18 protein-coding genes are annotated in these 20,830 nt (G+C 75.5%); 12 read left to right on the top strand and 6 right to left on the bottom strand.

Translation table 11 applies throughout. From position 1 onward, the window contains the following. Positions 1-104: 104 nt before the first annotated feature. From ABT092_RS15880 to ABT092_RS15855, 6 genes are read right to left on the bottom strand one after another with little or no spacing between them, the layout of a single operon-like run. Positions 105-527 (bottom strand): DUF6917 domain-containing protein, encoded by a 423-nt coding sequence (locus tag ABT092_RS15880; protein ID WP_351244087.1) that lies wholly within the window; start codon positions 525-527, stop codon positions 105-107. Then, complete coding sequence (locus tag ABT092_RS15875) at positions 524-1,483, bottom strand: Gfo/Idh/MocA family protein (RefSeq protein WP_351244085.1); 960 nt, start codon at positions 1,481-1,483, stop codon at positions 524-526. Before ABT092_RS15875 ends, ABT092_RS15880 begins: the two co-directional genes overlap by 4 nt. Continuing rightward, the gene (locus tag ABT092_RS15870) at positions 1,480-2,610 is read right to left on the bottom strand and encodes an Ldh family oxidoreductase (protein WP_351244083.1); all 1,131 of its coding nucleotides are present in this window, start codon (positions 2,608-2,610) and stop codon (positions 1,480-1,482) included. Before ABT092_RS15870 ends, ABT092_RS15875 begins: the two co-directional genes overlap by 4 nt. Then, on the bottom strand, positions 2,607-3,965 hold the full coding sequence (locus ABT092_RS15865) for a M20/M25/M40 family metallo-hydrolase (RefSeq protein WP_351244081.1): 1,359 nt from the start codon (positions 3,963-3,965) through the stop codon (positions 2,607-2,609). The genes ABT092_RS15870 and ABT092_RS15865 overlap by 4 nt, the downstream gene beginning before the upstream one ends. After that, on the bottom strand, positions 3,962-4,843 hold the full coding sequence (locus ABT092_RS15860) for a sugar phosphate isomerase/epimerase family protein (protein WP_351244079.1): 882 nt from the start codon (positions 4,841-4,843) through the stop codon (positions 3,962-3,964). Before ABT092_RS15860 ends, ABT092_RS15865 begins: the two co-directional genes overlap by 4 nt. Then, complete coding sequence (locus ABT092_RS15855) at positions 4,836-5,888, bottom strand: Gfo/Idh/MocA family oxidoreductase (protein WP_351244077.1); 1,053 nt, start codon at positions 5,886-5,888, stop codon at positions 4,836-4,838. The genes ABT092_RS15860 and ABT092_RS15855 overlap by 8 nt, the downstream gene beginning before the upstream one ends. 458 nt (positions 5,889-6,346) lie before the next feature. Between ABT092_RS15855 and ABT092_RS15850 the strand changes: the two genes are divergently transcribed. The 12 genes from ABT092_RS15850 (at position 6,347) to ABT092_RS15795 (ending at position 20,777) form a co-directional block, all read left to right on the top strand. Beyond that, on the top strand, positions 6,347-7,435 hold the full coding sequence (locus tag ABT092_RS15850; RefSeq protein ID WP_351244075.1) for a DegT/DnrJ/EryC1/StrS family aminotransferase: 1,089 nt from the start codon (positions 6,347-6,349) through the stop codon (positions 7,433-7,435). Next, entirely contained in the window at positions 7,432-8,628 is a 1,197-nt protein-coding gene (locus ABT092_RS15845; RefSeq protein ID WP_351244073.1) for a DegT/DnrJ/EryC1/StrS family aminotransferase, read from the top strand. Before ABT092_RS15850 ends, ABT092_RS15845 begins: the two co-directional genes overlap by 4 nt. Positions 8,629-8,703: 75 nt before the next feature. Next, positions 8,704-9,678, top strand: a complete 975-nt coding sequence (locus ABT092_RS15840; protein WP_351244071.1) for a UbiA family prenyltransferase — start codon at positions 8,704-8,706, stop codon at positions 9,676-9,678. After that, complete coding sequence (locus ABT092_RS15835) at positions 9,675-11,027, top strand: protoporphyrinogen/coproporphyrinogen oxidase (RefSeq protein ID WP_351244069.1); 1,353 nt, start codon at positions 9,675-9,677, stop codon at positions 11,025-11,027. The genes ABT092_RS15840 and ABT092_RS15835 overlap by 4 nt, the downstream gene beginning before the upstream one ends. Then, positions 11,014-12,582, top strand: a complete 1,569-nt coding sequence (locus ABT092_RS15830) for a class I adenylate-forming enzyme family protein (protein WP_351244067.1) — start codon at positions 11,014-11,016, stop codon at positions 12,580-12,582. Before ABT092_RS15835 ends, ABT092_RS15830 begins: the two co-directional genes overlap by 14 nt. Positions 12,583-12,607: 25 nt before the next feature. Next, a complete protein-coding gene (locus ABT092_RS15825; protein ID WP_351244065.1) occupies positions 12,608-13,411 on the top strand; it encodes a methyltransferase in 804 nt (267 codons plus the stop codon). Beyond that, positions 13,408-15,102 (top strand): CoA transferase, encoded by a 1,695-nt coding sequence (locus ABT092_RS15820; protein WP_351244063.1) that lies wholly within the window; start codon positions 13,408-13,410, stop codon positions 15,100-15,102. The genes ABT092_RS15825 and ABT092_RS15820 overlap by 4 nt, the downstream gene beginning before the upstream one ends. Further along, positions 15,099-16,781, top strand: a complete 1,683-nt coding sequence (locus ABT092_RS15815; RefSeq protein ID WP_351244061.1) for a class I adenylate-forming enzyme family protein — start codon at positions 15,099-15,101, stop codon at positions 16,779-16,781. Before ABT092_RS15820 ends, ABT092_RS15815 begins: the two co-directional genes overlap by 4 nt. Before the next feature lie 74 nt (positions 16,782-16,855). Beyond that, entirely contained in the window at positions 16,856-17,467 is a 612-nt protein-coding gene (locus tag ABT092_RS15810; protein ID WP_351244060.1) for a TetR/AcrR family transcriptional regulator, read from the top strand. Positions 17,468-17,477: 10 nt separating this feature from the next. Then, a complete protein-coding gene (locus ABT092_RS15805) occupies positions 17,478-18,653 on the top strand; it encodes a GDSL-type esterase/lipase family protein (RefSeq protein ID WP_351244058.1) in 1,176 nt (391 codons plus the stop codon). Between the two features lie 121 nt (positions 18,654-18,774). Beyond that, positions 18,775-19,809 carry a methyltransferase gene (locus ABT092_RS15800; RefSeq protein ID WP_351244056.1) on the top strand — a complete coding sequence of 345 codons (1,035 nt, stop codon included), beginning with the start codon at positions 18,775-18,777 and terminating at the stop codon, positions 19,807-19,809. 116 nt (positions 19,810-19,925) lie between these two features. Continuing rightward, entirely contained in the window at positions 19,926-20,777 is an 852-nt protein-coding gene (locus ABT092_RS15795) for an alpha/beta fold hydrolase (protein ID WP_351244054.1), read from the top strand. The last annotated feature ends 53 nt before the right edge of the window (positions 20,778-20,830 follow it).

Genomic DNA, 20,830 nt, shown 5'->3' with positions numbered 1-20,830 from the left:
TACCACGGGCCGGGCGGGGGCGGCGGGGCACGGAACGAGCGGGCCGGACGGCGTCAGCGACCGTCCGGCCCGCTCGTTCGCGCACGCCACGGCTTCCCGGGCGCCTACCGCCGTTCCACGGGGGGCCCTTGCCGGAAGACCACCGGAGCCTCCGGCCCCAACCCCAGGTCGGAACCGGTGAGCGGGGCACGGGCGCGGACGAGGATGTTGAGGTGGTTGGGCAGGTGACAGCCGTCGAAACCGAGGACGGTGCCGATCTCGACGCCGTCGACCGTCACCGTGTCCCCGCGGTCGATGACCCCGCCGTGCTCCAACTCGGCGAAGCCCAGGAACCCCACCCGGTCGATCCTGGCCCCGGGAGCCGTGTCCCCCTGGTCGGTCGTGACCAACTCGTGCACCTCGCCCCGGCGCACACAGCGGGACGCGTACTCCTGGAGCCGCATGCCGCGGTCGGTGCGGCGGTGGACCAGCACCTTCACCACCCGCCCGGTGACCGTCCGCTTGGGGCCGTCCTCCACGGGGTTCACCGGTCCGCGCCCGTGTTCGCCGTCGCCGGGTCGGCCCCCTCGGCCCGCTCGGCCGCGAGGGCGTAGGCGGCCTCCACCAGCTCCAGGGCCCGCAGGCCGCCGTGCGCGCCCCGGTCCAGGGCCGCACGTCCTTCGACCAGGGCGGCGAACTCGGCCAGCAGGGCCTCGTACTCGTGCCACAGGGAGCCCTTGAAGCCGGTGTGCCCGGCGAGCACGTCTGCCCGGAGCGTCGACGCGTCGGCCAGCACGACCTCCAGGTCCTTGCGTTCCCCCGGGTACGACCAGTCCAGCTCCACCCGTGCCGATGCGGCGCCGGCGCGCAGCTCGACCACCGCCTGCCGGTCGGTCCCCGAGGTGTCGCGCCGGACCTCCGCCGCGGTCACCGAGAGGGTCACGTCGGGAATCAACTGCCGTACCAGGTCGAAGGCGTTGGGGCCGTTGTCGGCGAGACAGCCGCCGCCGCACCGGGCCGGGTCGAGGTACCAGTCCTCGCCGCCCAGGTGCTCCTCGATGCGTTCCAGGTACCGCACCCGCACCGAGCGGACGGGGCGGTCGCCGATCCGGTCCAGCAGATCGTGCACCGCCGCGTTGTAACGGCGGTGGAAGGCCGTCATCAGCGGAACCGCCCGGACCGTCGCCAGGTCGACCAGGGTGCGCCCCTCGGCCGCGGTGAGCGCCAGGGGCTTCTCCACGCAGACCGGCACCCCGGCGAGCAGGGCGTCCCGGCACACCTCCAGGTGCGCGTGGTTGGGGACGGCGACGACCACCGCGTCGGGCCGGACCCGGTCCAGCAGTTCGCGGTGGTCGCGGAAGTGCGGCGCGTCGAGGTCCGGACGGGCCGGGCGGGTGTCGCAGACCGCGGCCAGCTCCCAGCGCGGGGAGCGCTCGGCGGCGGCGAGGTAGTAGGGGGAGATCGCGCCGAGGCCGATCACGCCCAACCGCAGGGGACGCGTCATCGGGCGCCTCCCGTCGCGGGGGCGAACAATCCGAGGGCGGCGAGCTCCTCGTGGACGTGTCCGGGCAGCGGAATCCCGTCCCGGCGGCGCAGACGGGCGCGTTCCGCCTCGTGCCAGCCCGGGTAGCGCACGGGGGGTCGCCCCGGCCGGGGCGGACAGTCGGTGAGGGCGGTGAACAGGGACCGGGCCTCGGCCGGGGTGTCGGCGCCGGGGCGCAGCACGTCGGGCGCGAGGGCGAGGAGGAGGAAGCCGATGTCGTCGTCGCGGCCGTGCGGGCCGCCGTCGCCGTCGAGGGCGGCGGGCGCGGGACCCCGACCGGCGCCGGAGGCCACCGCGGCCAGCAGCTCCACCGCGAGCCCGAGCCCGTAGCCCTTGTGGACCCCCTCGTCCGGGGTGCCGCCCAACCAGCGCAGGAACGCTTCGCCGCGGTCGAAGGCGGCCGGGTCGGTGACCGGGTTCCCCGCCGCGTCCTCCAGCCAGCCGCCCGGCACCGGACGGCCTTCGCGGGCGGCCAGCCGGACGCGCCCGGACGGGGCGGTGGTGGTCGCCATGTCGAGGAGGAACGGGTGTCCGGGCAGGGCCGGCGCGGCCACGCTCAGCGGGTTGGTGCCCAGCATCGGCAGCGTGCCGCCGGGCGGGCAGGCGATGCGCTGTCCACCGCAGTTGCTCATGACCACGCCGATCATGCCGGCCTCGGCGGCGCGCGCCGCGTGGAAGCCGGCGCACCCGAAGTGGGTGGCGCCGCGCACGGACACCAGTCCCACCCCGTGGCGGCGGGCGCGGGCGACGGCGTCGTCCATGGCCTCGGCCGCGGCCCAGAGGCCGAGCGCCCGCTCGGCGTCGACCAGGGCGCAGGCGCCCAGGTCGGTGAGGGTGCGCGGGGTGGCCCCCGGGTCGCACCGGCCGGACTCCAGCAGGGGCAGGTAGAGCCGGGCGAGGTTGAAGACCCCGTGGGAGGCGTGGCCGGTGAGATCGCCGTGGCAGAGTGCGTCGGCGGCCAGTTCGGCGCGAGCGGACGGCAGGCCGTGCCGGGCGAAGAACTCGGTGAGGGCGGTGCGCAACCGTGGATGGTCCACGAGGACGGGAGCGTTCCCGTCGGTCGGGGCGGGTGCGGGCGGTGTGGTCATGGTGATTCCTGGGAGGGGTGAGGGGATGACGGTCGGGCGGAAGCCCGCCGGGGCCGGCCGGTGTCGCCGGTGTCGTCCCGGGGCGGCAGGCTCTCGGCGTACAGCGTGGTGAGCCGGTGGACCAGGTGGGCGTAGGCCTCCAGGTCGTCCAGGTCGATGAACTCGCCTTCGGCGTGCGCCCGGTTGGCGTCGAGCCGGCCCGGGCCGAGCACGGTGGTGTGGGCGTCCTCCAGGCCGGCGGCCCAGATGGCGTCGCAGGTGAAGCCCGGGTCCTTTGGCGGTGCGGGCAGGGCGCCGGCCCGGGCGAGCAGTCGATCGGCCCACGGTCGGGGGTTGTCCAGGGCGGGCAGGTCCCGCTTGTCCCAGTCGAGTCGCGTGATGCGCGCGGCGTCCCGGGCGGTACGGCTGAACTCCCGGGTCGCGCCGAAGGCTTCGCCGAAGGAGTGCAGCCCCGCGTCGAGGTGCTCGGCGACCGCGTCGGCGAGCCGGGCCCCGCCCCGGGTGGTGCGGTAGGAGAGGTTCAGCAGGAGGGTGCCGGTGCCGTGCACCCGGTTGTGGAGGTGCCCGGTGTGGAGTCCGGCGACGCAGACCCGGGTGCCGGGCACGGCGCCGTCGAGACCTCGCGCCAGGTGGTGGGCGAGGAAGCCCAGCAGCACGCTCGCGTTGTGCCCGGCGTCCGGGCGGTCGTCGATCGCGTCCCGACCCGTGACGGTGATCCGGGCGGTCATGGCGGCGGTGGCCCGGGGGAGCGCGACCAGCCCGGTGGGTTCGCAGAACACGTTGAGGCGTCCGTAGTGTCCGGCCTCGATCAGGGGGCGCGTGCCGTAGGTGCCGAGGGCGCCGCCCTCCTCTCCCGCGACCGCCTGGACCAGGACCGAGAGCGCGGACCCCACCCGTGGGTGGGCGGCTGCCGCCCGCAACCCGGCGAGCAGGGCGACCGCGGGTCCCTTGGCGTCCGCCGAGCCGCGTCCGGTGAACCGCACGCCGTCGAAGGCGACGGGTTCGGCCCCGGCGACGGTGTCGAGGTGGACGTTGAACATCAGGGTGCGGGCGGGGGGCTGCGGGGGGCCGAGGCGCAGCAGCAGGCTGGGCTGGGCGGCGAGGAAGCCGGGGTCGCGGGCGGCGCGGAGGACCGGCGCGGGCACCCCGGGGCGCTCCAGCACGGTCGGGGGCGGGCTCGCGTGGAGCACGGTGCGCAGTCCCGTCGCCGCGGCGGCTGCCGCGTACCTCCGCTGGGCTTCGGCCAACGCCCCCGGGGAGGCCGCGCCTTCGGGTCCTTCCAGCGGGTTGACGGTCCGCAGGCGCAGGAGCGCGAGCAGGAGCTCGCGGTCACGGTCGGTGAACAGGGTGCTCACTCCGGCCTCCCGACGGGGTGCCGGTCGGTGGTCAGCAGCCCGGTGAGCGCCCGTCCGGCCCTGACGAAGAGGTCCGGGGCGTCCTCGCCGTGCCGGAGCAGGTCGGCGTGCGGCTGGATCGCGAGGTGCGGTTCCAGGGAGAGGGCGCCGCGGTAGCCGTGTGCCGCCAGGACGCGTAGGCACTCGGCGACCTGCGCGTCCCCGTGGCCGGGCAGGGTGTAGAGGGTGGTGCCGTCCGGGGCGCGCACGGCGTCCTTGACGTGGACGTGGACGACGTGGGGCGCCACCTCGCGCAGCAGGGCGAGGGCGTCGTAGCCGTGGGGGACGCCGTTGCCGGTGTCGAACAGCAGCCGTAGCGCCGGGTTGTCCACGGCGTGCACCAGGCGCAGTGCGCGGTCGGCCCGGTCGGCGGCCCAGCCCGCGCAGTTCTCGTGGGCGAGGACGAGGCCCGCCGCGGCGGCGCGTTCCGCGAGGCGGGCCGTGCGGTCGAGGACGCGGTCGGCCCAGTCGGCTTCGTCGAGGCCGTCGTTGGGATACGACATGATCCGTACGATGCGGCAGTCCAGGGCCGCGCACCGGTCGGCCAGGGTGTCGAGTTCTCGCAGGTCGAGGTCGAAGTCGCCGGTGACGGGCCGGGACCAGTTGCCGACCCGGGAGGCGACCGCGGCGACGCCGATCCCGGCGTCCGACAGCCGTCGGACGAGGGCGCGGAAGGCGGTGCGGTCGAGGTCGGCCAGTGCGGTGCCGTCGACGTTGCGCAGTTCCAGGTGTCGCCAGCCCAGTCGGTGGACGGCCGCGATCTGGTCGGGCAGGGCGTGGGCGGCCTCGTCGCCGATGCCGGTCAGCGGGCCGAAGCGGTGCGGTGCGGGGTCAGTCATGGGTCCCGGTCGGGTCGTGGGGCGTGGCGCAGCGCTCCTTGGCCTCGCAGAGCAGGCGAGCGGCGTCGTGGGCGGCGGGGAAGTCGGTGCGGGGGCCGGACGCCGGGCTCGGGCCCGTCGCCCCGGGCGATCGGAAGGCCCGGTAGGCGTGGGCGAGGAAGTCCGTGAGGGCGTCGTCGTGGAGGACGTGGTGATCGGCGCCGGCGGCCCCCTCGCCGGCGGTCGGACCGGGGTCGAGGACGAGTTGGGCGTGGTGGTCGTCCTCGCTGAGCGGGAAGTGGGCGGTGGCCGTGCCGTGGTCGAAGGCGCACACCACGCTGCGCTGTCGGACGGGCGCCCCGAGGTCGGAGCGCAGACGGGTCAGGACGCCGTTGTGGTGGCGGAGTTCGACCCGGGCACCGCCGAGTCGGGGCAGGGTGCGGTCCGGGCACCGCAGGTCCCAGCAGTGCGCGGTGTGCAGGTCCGCGGGGCCGGCCAGGTCGAGCGCCAGGCCGAGGCCGTGCGGGATCTCGACGTCCAGGGCGCTCGGATGGCCGTGGTTGGCCAAGGACCGGGCGAACCGGGGCTTGTGTTGGTCGATGGTGATGCCGCGCAGGGTTCCCAGTCCGTGGGAACGCACCAGCGCGCGCAGCCGTGCGGCCAGCTGCGAGGTGGTCCAGTGCGCCACGACGACCAGGTGGAGGGCGGCTTCCTCGCGCAACCGCACCAGGGCGTCGAGTTCGTCCCGGTCGGCGGCGAGCGGCTTCTCGACGAGTACCCGCCGGAAGCCGAGCTCGGCCAGGGTGCGCAGGGCGGGCAGGCGTCTGCCCGGGGGAGTGCACAGGTGGACGACGGTGTCGGTCGGGTCCAGGCGGGACCGGGCGTCCTCCAGGGTGGGCACGACGAGGAGGTCGGGGGAGTCGAGGGCGAGGTCGGCGGCGCGGGGGTCGCAGCCGACCGCCGGTAAGCGCACCAACGGGACGGGGCGGTGGGCCAGTTTCCGAAGGGTCCGCAGATGGAGCCCGACACCGGACCGACCGAGTCCGACCAGGAGCGGTTGCAGCATGTGACCTCCGTCAGGGGGGCGGCCGTGGGGCCGGCCGAGGGCATGGGTCGCGGCCCCGCTCGGGACGGGGTGCGGCGGACCCGCGGCGAACCGCGTCCCCGCACGGGCCCCACGGGATTCCGTCCCCGGCGCGGGGCGGACGGATTCCGGTGCCGCCAACAGGGAGGCGCCCAGGGACTATTGCCGTACGGAACCGGGAACGTCAAGCCTTTCGAATTCATATAACCCGCACGTGTGAACATGATCCTTTTGTTTTCCCCCTCCCGCGCCGAGCTGACTAACGTTCCCGGTCTGAGTTCCGAGGGGGTGGGCGGGAAGTGGCCGGTGTCGGGGATTCCCTGTCGAGTCGGGGGAGTGCGGACGCGTCCGAGGAGGGAGGGGGCGCCGCGATCCCCTTCTTCTCCCAGGCGTCGTCGTTCGAACGTTTGTGGCCGTTAATCGAAAGCCTGTTGGGGGAGGTGTTCGACAACGGAAAGTTCTCGCACGGAAAACAGGTGGGCGCGTGCGAGGAGGCGCTCGCCGCGTACACCGGCGCGCGCCATGTGATCGGCGTCAACAGCGGGACCGACGCCCTGGTCCTGTTGCTCCGCGCCTGCGGACTGCGGCCGGGCGACGGCGTCCTGGTGCCCGCCTACTCCTTCTTCGCCACCGCCTCCGCGGTCGTCCTCGCGGGCGGACGGCCCCAGTTCGTGGACATCGACCCGGAGACCTATGCCATGGACCCCGACGCGCTGGCCGCGGCGGTGACCCCGGACAGCCGCTTCGTGATGCCCGTCCACCTCTTCCACACCATGGCCGACACCGCCGCGATCACCGCGGTGGCCCGGCACCACGGGCTGACCGTCGTGGAGGACAGCGCCGAGGCGATCGGGATGCGCCGCGCCGGTGTGCACGCCGGCCTGCACGGCGTCGGCGGCGTGCTGTCCTTCTTCCCCTCCAAGACGCTCGGCGCCCTGGGGGACGCCGGCGCGGTGCTCACCGACGACCCGTCGGTGGCGGCGACCGTCGACGCCCTGCGCCACCACGGACGCGGGGGCCGCACCCTCGACGACTTCCCGGCGGTCGCCACCGAGAGCGCCCTGCCCGGAGTGAACAGCAAGATGGACGACGTCCAGGCGGCCGTGCTCCTGGCCAAGCTCTCCGTGCTGGAGGAACAGATCGCCCGCCGGGCCGAGTTGGCGGCCGAGTACACCGCCCGTCTGCACGGCCTGCCCGGCCTGCTGAGGCTCCCCCGCTCCCTGGCGAAGGAGCCGGGCGACCGCGACGTGTTCTACGTGTACCTGATCGAGAGCGAACGACGGGACGCCCTGGTGGAGCACCTCGCCGACCACGGCATCGAGACCGAGGTGTACTACCCGCTGCCACTGCCCCACCAGCCCGCCTTCGCCGAACTGGGCCACCGGCTGGGGGAGTTCCCGCACGCCGAGGCGGCAGCCCGCCACGCCGTCGCCCTGCCCTTCCACCCCGACCTCGACACCGCCGGGCTGGAGCGCGTCTGCGCGGTCGTCCGCGACTTCCACACCACCCCGACGGACAGGACCCGATGACCCCGCACCCCGTCCGCCGCGCGGACGCCCCCACGGCCCACCGCGGCGCCCCGGGCACCCCCGACACCGTCGACTTCTTCCCGCCCGGACTCTTCGAGGAGGACCGGCACGCCCTGATCCGCCTGGTCCGCGAGGTGGGGCTCGACCCCGAACAACGGTTCATCCTCGGCCGTCGCACCGCGGCCTTCGAGGACCTCCTGCGCACCGCGCTCGGGGCCGCCGACGTGATCGCCTGTTCCAGCGGCACCTCGGCGCTCACCCTGATCCTGTCGGCGATGGGGATCGGCGCGGACGACGAGGTGATCGTGCCCGCCTTCGGCTGCGCACCGCTCGCCGCCTCCGTGATCCGGGCCGGCGCCGTACCCGTCTTCGCCGACGTCCGCCCGGACACCCTGACCATCGACCCGGACCGGGCCGAACGCCTGGTGACCGCCCGGACCCGGGCGCTGATGCCCGCCCACATGTTCTCCGTGATGGCCGACATGCCCCGCTTCGTCGACCTCGCCGCCCGCCGGGACCTGCGCCTGGTGGAGGACTCGGCAGTGGCCCAGGGCGGCACGCTGCGCGGGGTGCCCGCCGGACTGTGGGGCGAGGCCGGGGTGTACTCCTTCGTCCAGGTCAAGACCTGCGGCATGCCCGGCGAGGGCGCCGTGATCACCACCCGGGACCAGGAACTCGGACACCGACTGCGGATGCTGCGCAACCACGGCCAGCGGCCGGGGCAGCGCTTCGTCCACCACGCGGTGGGCGTCAACAGCCGCTTCGACGAGGTGCAGGCCGCGTTCCAGGCGCACCGCTTCCCCGGCTTCGCCGACCGGTTGGCGCGCCGCGCGGAGATCGCCGCCCACTACACCGAGCGCTTCGCTCCGCTGGCCGACCACGGGGTGCACCCGCCGGTGCCCGACGCGGACGGCCGCTGCTTCTACGTGTACGCCGTCCTCGCCGAGGAACGGGACGCCCTCGCCGCCCACCTCGCGCAGCGGGGCGTGTCCACCCACGTGTACTACCCCCGACCGCTCCCCGAGCACCGTGCCTTCGCCCCGTACGCCCGGGCCGGAACCGACTGGCCGCACGCGAGCGCCGCCGCCGACCGGCACCTGGCCCTCCCGGTCCACCACCTGCTGACCGACGCCCAGGTCGAACGGGTCGCCGAGGGCGTCGTCTCCTTCGTCCGCCGGCGGGCCCGCGTCTGAGCGGCACCGCGAACGCGGTCCGTCATCCGGGCCCGCGCGCCGCGCGCACCCTCCCGACACACCAGAGAGGTCACCTTGACGGACAGCGTCGCCGCCGGCCCCCGGCCGGCCGCGGAACACCGCGAAAGCCCGCTGCGCACCTACGCGCGGCTCGGGAAGCTCGATGTGTACGACTACTACCTGGGCGTCTTCATGGTGCTCGCCGCCGTGGCCTTCCCGCTGGCGGCGTTCACGGGCCGAGACGCCCTGGTGCTCGTGCTGTTCACGGCGGGCTCGGTCGGCGTGCTGATGGCGATGGTCGCCCTGGACGACGTGACCGGCTTCCGCGACGGCAGCGACCTCACCAACTACGCCCCCGACGACCGGCTGCGGGCCAAGGCCCGCAAGCCGCTGGTGGCCGGCACCCTGACGGTGCCCCAGGCGCTGCGCTTCGCCGTGGCGTCGGCGGTCGGGGGCGCCGTGCTGTGGACCGCCGCGGTGCTGTGCGCCCCGCACCGGCCCGGCTGGGCGTTGATCGCGGCCGGCGCCCTCTTCGTGGTGTCGCTCCAGTACTCCTACGGACTCAAGCTCAGCTACCACGGGTTCCAGGAGGTGTTCCTGGTCGCCCTCGGCGCGGTCCTGGTGATCGTTCCGCACGCCCTGCTCACCGGCGGCTTCTCCGGCTTCCTGATGACGCAGGCACTGCTGTTCGGCTTCGGACCGCTGATGTTCGGGGTGTACTCCAACACCAACGACGTGGCCGGCGACCGGGCGGTGGGGCGCCCGACCGTGGCCGCGCTCACGTCCGAGCGGGGCAACGCGGTCTTCATCGCCGCCCTGTGCGCCACCGAGTTCCTGATCGGCGCCCTCGCCTCGGCGACCGGAGCCGCCCCCGTCTGGTTCGTGCTGCTGATGCTGCCGGCCACCGCGCTGCGCACCCACCAGTACCGCACCGGGTTCGTCCGCGGCGACATCATGACCGCCCGCCGCCTCGGCTTCCGCGTCCACCGGCTCAGCGTGGTGCTGATGGTCGCGGCCAACGTCCTGGTCGGAGCGGGGGTCGCCGGATGAGCGCCGCACCCGAACTGGACGTCGCCGTGGTCGGGGCGGGCCCGGCCGGGCTGACCGCCGCCCACGAACTGCGCCGGGCGGGCTGTCGCGAGGTCCGGGTCTACGAGCGGTCGCCGCAGGTGGGCGGCAGGATGCGCACCCTGCGCCACCGGGGGTGGACGGTGGACACCGGGGCCGAACAACTCTCGGCACGCGGCTACCACGCGACCTGGGAACTGCTGCGCCGAATGGACGTCGCACCCCACGACGTCACCCGGGTCGGGGCCGGGCTGGCCGTGTGGCGCGAGGGCCGCGCCCGGTACGGCGTGGGCGAACCCACCGCCCCGCTCACCGGGGCCGGACTGGCCCCGCGGGCCCGGCTCGACCTGCTCCGCCTCCTGACCGGGGCGGCCCTCGCCCGCCCCGGCGCCGCCACCCTGCGCGACCTGACCCACCGCTACCACCCGGACCTGCACGACTACCTCTTCCAACCGGTCGCCGGCTGCTTCTTCGGCTGGGACGCCGCCCGATCCGCGGCGGCCCCCCTGCTCGACATCCTGCGGGAGTGCGGCGCCCCCTCGGCCTGGCTCACCTACCGGGACGGGATGGACTTCCTGGCCCGCCGCCTCGCCGCCGACCTCGACGTCGTCACCGACCGCACGGTGCGCGAGGTGGTCGACGAGGGCGACCGGGCCGTGCTGCGCTTCGCCGACGGCGACGCCGTCACCGCCCGCGCCGTGGTGCTCGCCGTCCCCGCCCCGGTCGCGGTCGCGCTGCGTCCCGAACTCCCGCCGGACGAAGTCCCGTTCCTCACCGCGAGCAGCTTCACCCCCATGCTGAAGGTGAGTTGCCTGCTACGGCGTCCCCTCCACCCCGCCGGCGACCGACCGGTGCACGTGCTGCTCACCCCCGCCGTCGAGGAGGCCGAACTCTCCGGGGTGGTCGTCGACCACGCCAAGCACCCCGGCCGGGCCCCTGCCGGACACGGGCTGATCAGCCTGGTCGCCGCTCCCGCACGGGTACCCGAACTGCTGGCGGCGTCCGAGGAGGAGGCGGCCCGCCTACTCACCCGGGCCGCCGAGCGCTACGTACCCGGGCTCGGCGAACCCGACGCGGTGGTCCGCCACTTCGTGCACGCCTTCCGGCACGGACTGCCCGAAGCCCGGCCCCGGGCCCTGCACGAGCGCCCCGCGTTCCTGGCCCGCCCGGCGCGCGCCGTGGAGTACGCCGGCGACTGGGTGATGCTGCGGCCGGCCGCCGAGGGCGCGGTGCGCTCCGGAGCCCTCGCCGCCTCCCGCGTCCTGAGCCACCTCGGGCGGCCCGTGCCGTCCGGTACCGAACGAACGGAGCCGAACCGTGCGGCCGCATGACATGGGCACCCTCTTCGACGAGGCGGTGGACCACGGCGCCCGCACCGTGGTCCACCTGGACCGGCCCTTCGACATCGCCCCCGACGCCGGCACCCGGTGGACGATGCGCGCCCTCGCCGGACTGGTCCGCACCACGGCATCCCGGCTGGCCGCCGCCGGGGTCCGGCCCGGTGACCGGGTGGCCCTGGTCAAGGACAACCACTGGGACTACGACCTGCTCGCCTGCGCCGTGGTGCGGTTGGGCGCCGTCCCCGCCCAACTCTCCGACCGGCTCGACGACGACGCCCTCGCCGTGCTCCTCACCCGGCTCGCCCCGGCCGCCCTGGTCACCACCGTCGACGTCCTCGCCCGCTGCCCCGCCCGCACCGTCCCGATCCGCGTCACGGTGGACGGCCCCGCCCCCGCCGCCACCCACCTCGCCACGCTCGACCCCACCGGCCCCTGCGACCCGGTGCGCCGCCACGACGACGAGCCGCTGGTCATCCACCACACCTCCGGCACCACCGGCACACCGAAACTCGTGGTCCACTCCACCCGCACCCTGGTGCACAAGCTGGCCCGCTTCGAGACCACTCCGCTGCCCCGGATCGGGGTGGGCGCCCGGGACGTGCTGCTCAACGCGAGCGCCTACGCCCACGGGCGGACCTTCTGCTGGACGGCGGTGATGGTGTCCCGGGCGCCGGCCACCGTGGTGATCCTCACCGGCGACGACCCCGACCGCGCGGACCCGCTGCTGCGGGCGCACCGCCCCACGGTCGTGGAGGCACTGCCCTCGACCTACGTACGGCTGCGCCCCCTCACCACCCGGTTGGACAACCCCTTCCGCGCGGTACGGCTCTACATCAGCACCTACGACGCCGTGCACCCACCGGTCCTGCGGGACTACCTGACCGCGGCCCGGGCCGCCCGCCCCGTCTGGATGCAGGGCTGGGGGCAGACCGAGACGGGTCCGCTGACCTTCCGGTTCCACACCCGCCGCGCCGCCCTGGGCCCCGCGAGCGACGCCCGCCGACTGGGGCGCCCCGTCCCCCTGCGCACCCGGCTGCGGGTGGTCGACCGCGACACCCTGCGCCCGGTGCCCCGGGGCAGGCCCGGGCTGCTCCAGGTCCGGACGGCGGCCCTCGCGCTCGGCTACGTCGAGGAGCCGCAGCGCTGGAACGCCAAGCGCCACGGCGGCTGGTGGTCCACCGGCGACCTGGGGGTGCACCACCACGACGGCAGCGTCACCCTGCTGGACCGGGAGGTCGACAGCGGACCGGAGCTCAGCTGCCTGGGCACCGAGGACGAAGTGGAGGCACGACTCCCGCAGGCCCTGGAGTGCGTGGTGCTGGCCGTCCCCGACGGGCCCCCGCTGCCCGTCGTCGTCACCGATGACGGCGAACTCGACCCGGGGGAGTGGAAGCGGGCCGTCGCCGAGCTGCCGGAGCTCGCCGAACCCGTCGTGCTGCGCTGGGACGAGGTGCCGCGCACCGGAACCGGCAAGGTCCGCCGCGCGGTGCTGGCCGAGCGCCTCACCGGCGTCGGCGCGCTCCTCGGCACCGGCCGCTGGACCTGACCCCCTTCCCGCCCAGGAGAACCCGATGCCCCCGTCCGACGACCGCGTCTTCGGCAACGGAACCGCGCACAGCCGGGACCAACAACGCTGGCTGGCCGCCGCCTACGACCCCGTCACCCTGCCCCGTCTGGCCGCGCTCGGCGTCGGTCCCGGCTGGCGCTGCCTGGAGGTCGGGGCCGGCGGCGGCAGCGTCGCCCGCTGGCTGGCCGACCGGGTCGCCCCGGGCGGCAGCGTGCTCGCCACCGACGTCGACCCGCGCGACCTGAGCCCGGGCCCGCACCTGGAGGTGGCGGCCCTGGACCTGGCCGTCGACCCGCTGCCGGAGTCGACGTACGACCTGGTCGTCGCCCGGCTGGTCCTCCAGCACCTGCCCGCGCGCGAGGCCGTGCTCGGCGTCCTGGTGCGCGCGCTGCGGCCCGGCGGGGTGCTCCAGGTCGATGAGATCGACGCGTCCTACGAGCCCCCGCTGCTCACCCCGGACCGCGCGTCCGGGGCGCTCTACCGGCGCTTCCTGACGGCGAAGACCGCGGCGATGCGGGCGGCCGGCGGCGATCCGCACTGGGGCCGCGAGGCCCCCGCGGCGATGCGGGCGGCCGGCCTCACCGACATCGACGTGCAGATCCACCTGACGGTGCGGCACGCCGGGGAACCCGGTCTGGGCCTCCAGCACAACCACACCCACAACCTGCGGGACCGGCTGCGGGCGCAGGGGCTCACCGACGAGGACCTGACGCGGGTGCGCACCCTGATGCGCGACCCCTCCTTCCGGGCCGCCTCCAGCCCCTTCTACTCGGTGCAGGGCCGCCGGCCCGGGGGAGGGCCACGGTGACGACGACCCCGACCGTCCTCCGGCCGCAGGTCGCCCGGCAGGTGGCCGCCCGCCTCCTGCGCCGCGCCGCACCCGACCAGGAACCCGTCCCGTACGAGGTCGACTGGGCCGGACCGGTACGGGCCGAACTGACCGACGAGCGCTCGGTGCAGGCGGTGTGCGGCATCATGCACGTCCACGGCCGGGCGACCGGCGGGCCGCTCCCCCTGGCCGTGGACTACGCCTCGGTGGTGGCCGGAGCGCTCGCGGCCCAGGGCGCCACCGCCGTCCTGCTCGCCCGGGCCAGGGGCCTCGCACTGAGCACGGTGCGCACCTCGGTGGCCCAGGGCGCGCTGGTGGCCGTGACCCAGTACCTCGCGGCGGCCACCGCCCGGCACCCGGACGAGGCCGAACCCCCCGAGCGGCCGGGTACGGCGACCCTGGTGTCGGCGGACGGCGTCCGGGTGGAGATCGAGACCCTGGACCCCGACGCCTGGCGGGACTTCTGGACCCGGCTCGGGCTCCCGCCCGGTACCGCGGGCCGGGGCTGGCGACCCTTCCAGCAGCGGTTCGCCACCGCCGTGTGCCCCCTGCCGTCCACCCTGCGCGCCGCCGCCGCCGGCACCCCGTCGGCCGTGCTGCGGGCCGTCGCGGAGGCCACCGGGGTCAGCCTGCTCGTCGTCGGGGACGACCCCGCGCCGATCACCGGGCCCGAGCCCTGGACACTGCACCCGACGGCCCCCGCGCCCCGGCGCCCCCGCACCCGGCCGGCCGGCGGTACGGCCACGGCACCCCTGCACGGACTGCGCGTGGTGGAGTCCACCCGCCGGGTCCAGGGCCCGCTCGCCGGACACCTGTTGCGGCTCCTGGGCGCCGAGGTCGTCCGCATCGAACAGCCGGGCGGCGACCCGATGCGCTGGCTGCCCCCGATGGTCGGGGAGTGCTCCGCCCGGTTCGCGGCCCTGAACGCCGGCAAACGGGTCGTCGAGGCGGACTTCACCACCCCGGCCGGCCGGGCGACGGTGCGGGAACTCGCCGCCGACGCGGACGTCTTCCTGCACAACTGGGCACCGGGCAGGGCCGAACGGCTCGGCCTCGACGCCCCCGCACTGACCGCCGACAGTCCCGGCTTGGTCCACGCCTGGGCCTCGGGGTTCGGCTCCGCGCTCGGTGACCGGCCGGTGCTCGGCACCGACTACCTGGCCCAGGTCCACGACGGGCTCGCCGCGGCCGTGCGCCCCGCCGGCACCCCGCCGGCGCCGTCCCTGATGACCCTCACCGACGTGCTCGGCGGTCTGGTCTGCGCACAGGGCGTGCTCGCCGCGCTGCTCTCCCGGGAGCGGACCGGACGCGGCGCCCGGGTCGAATCCTCCCTGGCCTCCGCCGCGGCACTGGTGCCCCGCCCCGCGCGGCGGGCCCGCTGGACGCCCCGGGACCTGCCCCTGCCCACCGCGGACGGCCATGTGTACCTGGGCCGGGAGGCCCGTTCCCGACCGGGGGGCCTGCCGCACCTCCCCGCCCCCGGCCACACCCTGACCAGTGCGGAACTGGTGGCGCACCTCGCCTCGTCCGGCCTGTCCGCGGTCCCCGTCCGCACGGACCTGGCGACCCTGCCGCAGGACCCGGACTTCCGCTCGGCGGTCCTGCCGGCCGAGCCCGACGCCCGCCCACCGGTCCCCGCCCGACCGGCCGCCCCCTGGGAGTTCGCGTGAGCCCGACGGCACGACCGCTCCACGAGGACGCCCCCGCCGTGGCCCCGGCCGGGGCGTGGACCTCGCGGGCCGGACTCGCCTTCCCCGATCTGGTGCCCCGGGCCCGGCGCGCGGCCTGGGCGAGGGCGGGCCTGTGCCCGGACGACGACCTGTACACCCTGTTCGTCCGGCGGGTCCGGGCCCACCCGGACCGGGACGCCCTGGTGGATCCGGTCGGGGTCCTCGACTACGCCGCCCTGCACGACCTGGTCCTCCGGTGGACGGCGCGGTGGGCGCGGGCCGGGGTGCGCCCCCGGGACGTGGTGGCGCTGCGGCTGCCCAACGGACGGGACGCGGTCGCGGCGGAGTTGGCGGTGTACGCCTGCGGCGCGGTCGCCCTGCCGGTGCCGCCCGGCGGTGACGACCGGGACCTGCGCCGACTGGTGGAGCGCAGCCGGGCCCGGGCCGTGGTCCTCCCGGCGGACGAACGGGCGGCGCTCGCGGCACCGCTCCTGCCGTGTGCGGTCCTGGTCCCCGGCGCCGAGGACGTCCCCGGGACCCCTTCCGCCCCTCCGCAGCGGTGCGTCGACCCCTACGGGCCGGCGCGCATCCTGGTCTCCTCGGGTTCGGAGGCCGAACCCACGATGGTCGCCTACAGCCATCAGGCCCTGGCCGGGGGGCGGGCCCGCTACGTCCGTGCCCTGCACCCCGAGACGTCCGTGCCCCCGCGCCACCTGGTGCTGGTGTCGCTGGCCTCGTCCTTCGGCTCGCTCGGCACCCCCGTCACCCTGGCCGTGCTGGGCGGCACGCTCGTCGTGCAGGAGTCCTTCGACCCGGGCGACGCGCTCCGACTCGTCGCCGCGCACCGCCCGACGCACCTCTTCGGGGTGCCGACCATGCTCCGTCGGATCGCCGACCTGCCCCGCACGGCCGGTGAGGACCTCTCGTCCCTGCGCGCCGTGGTCTCCAGCGGTGCTGCCCTGCCCGCGTCGACGGCCCTGTTGTGCCGGTCCCGCTTCGGCCGTCCGGTGATCACGGTGTACGGGTCCTCGGACGGGGTGAACTGCCACACCGCCGGCGAGCGCGTCCCGGTCGCGGGCAGTACCGGCACCCCCGATCCGGAGGTCGCCCGCATCCGGATCACGGCCCCGGACGGCCGGGTGCTGCCGCGGGGGCGGGCGGGACAGATCGAGGCGCTCGGCCCCATGACGCCCCTGTGCTACGTCGACGCCCCCGAGCTGGACGCCCGCTACCGCAGCCCGGACGGCGGCTGGGTGCGCACCGGGGACCTGGGCCGGTTGGACGCCCTGGGGCGGCTGCACGTGCTGGGACGGTCGAAGCGGATCGTCGTCCGTGGCGGCCGGAACATCAGCGCGGCGGAGGTGGAGGCGGAGCTGGGCACCTGCCCGACGATCGCGGAGGTGGCCTGCGTGCCGGTGCCCGATGCCGACCTCGGCGAGCGTCTGTGCGCCTGCGTCCGCCCGGCGCCCGGTGCCGCGGCGCCCACCCTGGACACGGTGGTCGCCCATCTGCGGGCCAGGGGACTGGCCCGGCACAAGCACCCGGAACACCTGCTGCTGGTCGAGGAGATGCCCCTGGGGCCGACCGGCAAGGTCTCCTACCGCGCCCTCGCCGAGCGGGCCGCCTCGGGGGTGCCCTGCGGAGTCCCGACCGGCGCGCCGGCTCCGGGACGGCGGTGACGGACGCCCCCTCCACTCTTGCCTAAAGGCTTTAGCCACATACATAATGGCTTTCGCCTAGAGGGAGAAGGTTCATGGCCCGAGCCGGATTGTCCGTGGAGCGCCTCGTGCTGGCGGGGGCCGAACTCGCCGACGAGGTCGGATTCGACCAGGTGACCGTCTCGGCGCTGGCCCGGCGGTTCGACGTCAAGGTCGCCAGCCTGTACTCGCACCTCAAGGGCTCCCAGGACCTCAGGACCAGGATCGCCCTGCTGGCCCTGGAGGAACTCGCCGACCGGTGCGCCGACGCCCTGGCCGGCCGGGCCGGCAGGGACGCCCTGGCGGCCTTCGCGGCGGCCTACCGCGACTACGCCCGGGAGCACCCGGGCCGCTACGACGCGGCCCGGCTCCGGCTCGACCCCGAGACCGCCGCGGCCAGCGCCGGGGTGCGGCACGCCCGGATGGCCCGGGCCGTGCTGCGCGGCTACGACCTGGGCGAGCCGGAACAGACGCACGCGGTCCGCCTGCTCGGCAGCGTCTTCCACGGCTACATCAGCCTGGAGGCGGCCGGCGGCTTCGCCCACACGGCCGTCGACGCGCGGGAGTCCTGGGCCTGGATCGTGGACTCCCTGGACGCCCTGCTACGCACCCGGGGCGGGGCCCCGGCCCCCGGGCACGCGGCACCACACCCCCGACCGAGGGACTGAGACGCGCACGATGACCACCGACCACGCCCGGATCACCACCCCGATCACCACCGACCTCCTGCGCGGCCACCTCGACGCGGAGACCACCGCGCACGGCCTGCTGCCGCACCGGCTGCCCGCCCGGGCCCGGCGACAGATCCCCGACGACCAACTGGCCACCGCCGAGGCCCAGCCCTCCGGCGTGCGGCTGGTCTTCCGCACCCGGGCCACCACCGTCGCGGTGGACGTGCTGCCCACCAAACGGCGCTACCGCGGTCTCCCGGACCCGGCGGACGGGGTGTACGACCTGCTGGTGGACGGTCGGCTCACCGCCCGCACCACGGTGGCCGGCGGCAACCTCCGCATCCTCGACCCGGCCTCCTCCTCGGTGGAGGTGCTCCCCGGCCCCGCCGGCACCGCTCGCTTCACCGACCTGCCCGCGGGGGACAAGGACGTCGAGATCTGGCTCCCGCACACGGAGATCACCGAGTTGATCGCCCTGCGCACCGACGCCCCGGTCGAGCCGGCCCCGGACCGCGGGCGCCCGGTGTGGATGCACCACGGCAGTTCGCTCAGCCACGGCTCGAACGCCACCCACCCCACCGCCACCTGGCCGGCCCTCGCCGCCGCCCGGGCCCGCGTGGAACTGGTCAACCTGGGATTCGGCGGCGGAGCCCTGCTCGACCCGTTCACCGCCCGCGCGATGCGCGACGCCCCCGCGGACCTGATCAGCGTGAAGATCGGCATCAACGTCGTCAACACCGACGCGATGCGGCTGCGCGCCTTCGTCCCCGCCGTCCACGGCTTCCTGGACACCCTCCGCGAAGGGCATCCGACCACACCGCTGTTGCTCGTGTCCCCCCTGCTCTGTCCGGTCCACGAGGACACCCCGGGCCCCCTCGCCCCCGACTTCACCGGGGGCACCCTGCGGTTCAAGGCCGTCGGCGACCCGGCCGAACGGTCCGCCGGCCGGCTGACGCTCACCGTGATCCGCGACGCACTCGCCCGGATCGTCGCCGAGCGGTCGGACGAGGACCCGCACCTGCACCACCTCGACGGGCGCGCGCTCTACGGGGAGGTGGACCACGAGGAGTTCCCGCTGCCGGATGCCGTGCACCCCGATCCGGCGGGGCACCGGCGCATCGCCGAGAACTTCGCACGGCACGCCTTCGGCGCCGGCGGGGCCTTCGCCGCCCCGCCCGGCTGACGGACCGGGGAGACCCACCCGCATCGGGTCGCACGCGTGTTCGTCGAGGTCGTCGCGGGTGGCGGGCCACCGGGAGGGGAAGGGCAGGGACGGACCGGTGAACGAGACCGAGGGAGGCGCGATGACGGAGCGTGCAGGAGATGCCGGGAGCGCCGAACGGAGGGTGCCCGGCATCCGGTTGCTCGACGAGGTGCTCGGTTACGTGGTGCCGGCCGCACTGCGCGCCGTCGCCTCGTGCAGGGTGGCGGACCACCTCGCCGGGGGACCGCTGACCGCCCCCGAACTGGCCGCGGCCAGCGGCCTGGACGCGGACGCCCTCCACCGGGTGCTGCGCCTGCTGGCCACCCGCGGCGTGTTCACCGAGGACCCGCAGGGGCGGTTCGCGCTGACCGAGGAGGGGCGGTCGCTGTGCGGCGGGGAGGGCGGATCGCTGCGCGACGCCGTGCTGATGCTCACCGACCCCGCCTTCTGGGATCCGGCCGCACGTCTCGACCACTGCCTGCGGACCGGGGAGTCCGTCTTCCCGGAGGTCTTCGGCCGGCCCTTCTTCGACCACTTCGCGAAGGACCCGGCGACCGCGGCCGTGTTCCACGACGGCATGGCCGCCATGTCCTCCGTCGAGGACGGACCGATCGCGGACGCCTACGACTTCCCGGCCACCGGCACCGTGGTCGACATCGGCGGCGGCCGAGGCGGATTCCTCGCCGCCGCGTTGCGCCGCGCCCCCGGGCTGACCGGTGTCCTCCACGACCGCGGACACGTGCTCGCCGGCCACCGGCTGGCCGGGGAGGCGGCCCTCACCGGCCGGTGGAGGACCGAGAAGGGCGACTTCTTCCACGCGGTGCCGACGGGGGACCTCCTCGTCCTCAAACGGATCCTGCACGACTGGCAGGACGACCAGTGCGTACGGGTGTTGAGCCACTGCCGCCGGGCGCTGGCACCCGGTGGCCGGGTCCTGATCGTCGACGCCGTGGTGCGGTCCGACGGGCGTCCCCACCAGGCGAAGGACCTGGACCTGCTGATGATGGCCTCGCTGGTGGGCCGCGAACGCACCCGCGAGGAGTTCCGGACCCTGTTCGCCGCGGCCGGGCTGCGGTTGAACCGGGTGGTGGACACCCCGACCGTGCTCAGCGTGGTGGAGGCGGTCGCCGCCTGAGGAGGCGTCCGGAAGGGGGCGCCCGACGGGCCTCGCCGCCCGGTCCCCGATAGCGTGTGGACGCCAGGACGTTCACGGGGCGGCCGGAGCCCCAAGGTCGTGAGGGGGAGGGCCACATGGCTCGGGTGCTGTTGTCGGCGGGGACGGTGGAGTACACGGACAGCGGCGGCGACGGCCCCGTCGTCGTGCTGTTGCACGGGGTCGCCATGGACGGCACGCTGTGGCGGTCCGTGGTCCCCTCGCTGACGCCCGACCACCGCGTGGTGGTGCCCACCCTCCCGCTCGGCGGTCACCGCACGCCCATGCGGGAGGACGCCGACCTGTCCGTCGCCGGGGTCGCCGGGCTGGTCGCGGAGTTCCTGGAGGCGCTGGACCTCCGCGACGTCGCCCTGGCCGTCAACGACTGGGGCGGTGCGCTCGCCCTGGTGGCCCTCGGCCGGGACGAGCGGATCGGCCGCCTGGTCATCACCTCCTGCGAGGCGTTCGACAACTTCCCGCCCGGGCTGCCCGGGGCGAACCTGGTCCGTTCGGCCAAGGTGCCCGGCGGTCTGCGCCTGGCGTTCGCCGCCCTGCGGTGGCGTCCCCTGCGTCGGCTCCCGATGACCTGGGGGTGGATGTCCAAGCGGCCGGTGGAGCCCGAGGTGATGGACGCCTGGTTCCGTCCCGCGTGGACCACCCCCGGCGTCCTGCGGGACCTGCGCAGGTACGTCCTCGGCGTCCCGCCGAAGGCCGAACTGCTGCGGTGGACGGATGCGTTGGCCGGGTTCACCGGCCCCGCCCTGGTGGCCTGGGCGGCCGAGGACAAGGTGATGCCCCCCGCCCACGGCCGGCGGCTCGCCGAGATCCTGCCGAACGCCCGCCACGTGGAGATCGCCGACAGCTACACCCTCCTCCCCGAGGACCAGCCGGAGGTCCTCGCCGCCCACATCGGCTCCTTCCTTCGGGACACCGGCCCCCGACCCGGCTGACCGTCCCTCGAACACGCTCCCGAACCAGGGAGGTTGGCGATTTCGGATGTCCG

Source organism: Streptomyces sp. NPDC002490 (assembly GCF_040296045.1).
Classification (GTDB): domain Bacteria; phylum Actinomycetota; class Actinomycetes; order Streptomycetales; family Streptomycetaceae; genus Streptomyces.
Note: the sequence above shows the minus strand (reverse complement) of the source record. Positions and strands in the feature narration are given on the sequence as shown.

Bases quoted from the DNA above. Each gene is read 5' to 3' on its own strand.
- ABT092_RS15860 (WP_351244079.1), bottom strand. From the start codon at position 4,843: ATGACTGACCCCGCACCGCACCGCTTCGGCCCGCTGACCGGCATCGGC.
- ABT092_RS15795 (WP_351244054.1), top strand. From the start codon at position 19,926: ATGGCTCGGGTGCTGTTGTCGGCGGGGACGGTGGAGTACACGGACAGC.
- ABT092_RS15825 (WP_351244065.1), top strand. From the start codon at position 12,608: ATGCCCCCGTCCGACGACCGCGTCTTCGGCAACGGAACCGCGCACAGC.
- ABT092_RS15845 (WP_351244073.1), top strand. From the start codon at position 7,432: ATGACCCCGCACCCCGTCCGCCGCGCGGACGCCCCCACGGCCCACCGC.
- ABT092_RS15810 (WP_351244060.1), top strand. From the start codon at position 16,856: ATGGCCCGAGCCGGATTGTCCGTGGAGCGCCTCGTGCTGGCGGGGGCC.
- ABT092_RS15800 (WP_351244056.1), top strand. From the start codon at position 18,775: ATGACGGAGCGTGCAGGAGATGCCGGGAGCGCCGAACGGAGGGTGCCC.
- ABT092_RS15855 (WP_351244077.1), bottom strand. From the start codon at position 5,888: ATGCTGCAACCGCTCCTGGTCGGACTCGGTCGGTCCGGTGTCGGGCTC.
- ABT092_RS15875 (WP_351244085.1), bottom strand. From the start codon at position 1,483: ATGACGCGTCCCCTGCGGTTGGGCGTGATCGGCCTCGGCGCGATCTCC.
- ABT092_RS15870 (WP_351244083.1), bottom strand. From the start codon at position 2,610: ATGACCACACCGCCCGCACCCGCCCCGACCGACGGGAACGCTCCCGTC.
- ABT092_RS15805 (WP_351244058.1), top strand. From the start codon at position 17,478: ATGACCACCGACCACGCCCGGATCACCACCCCGATCACCACCGACCTC.
- ABT092_RS15835 (WP_351244069.1), top strand. From the start codon at position 9,675: ATGAGCGCCGCACCCGAACTGGACGTCGCCGTGGTCGGGGCGGGCCCG.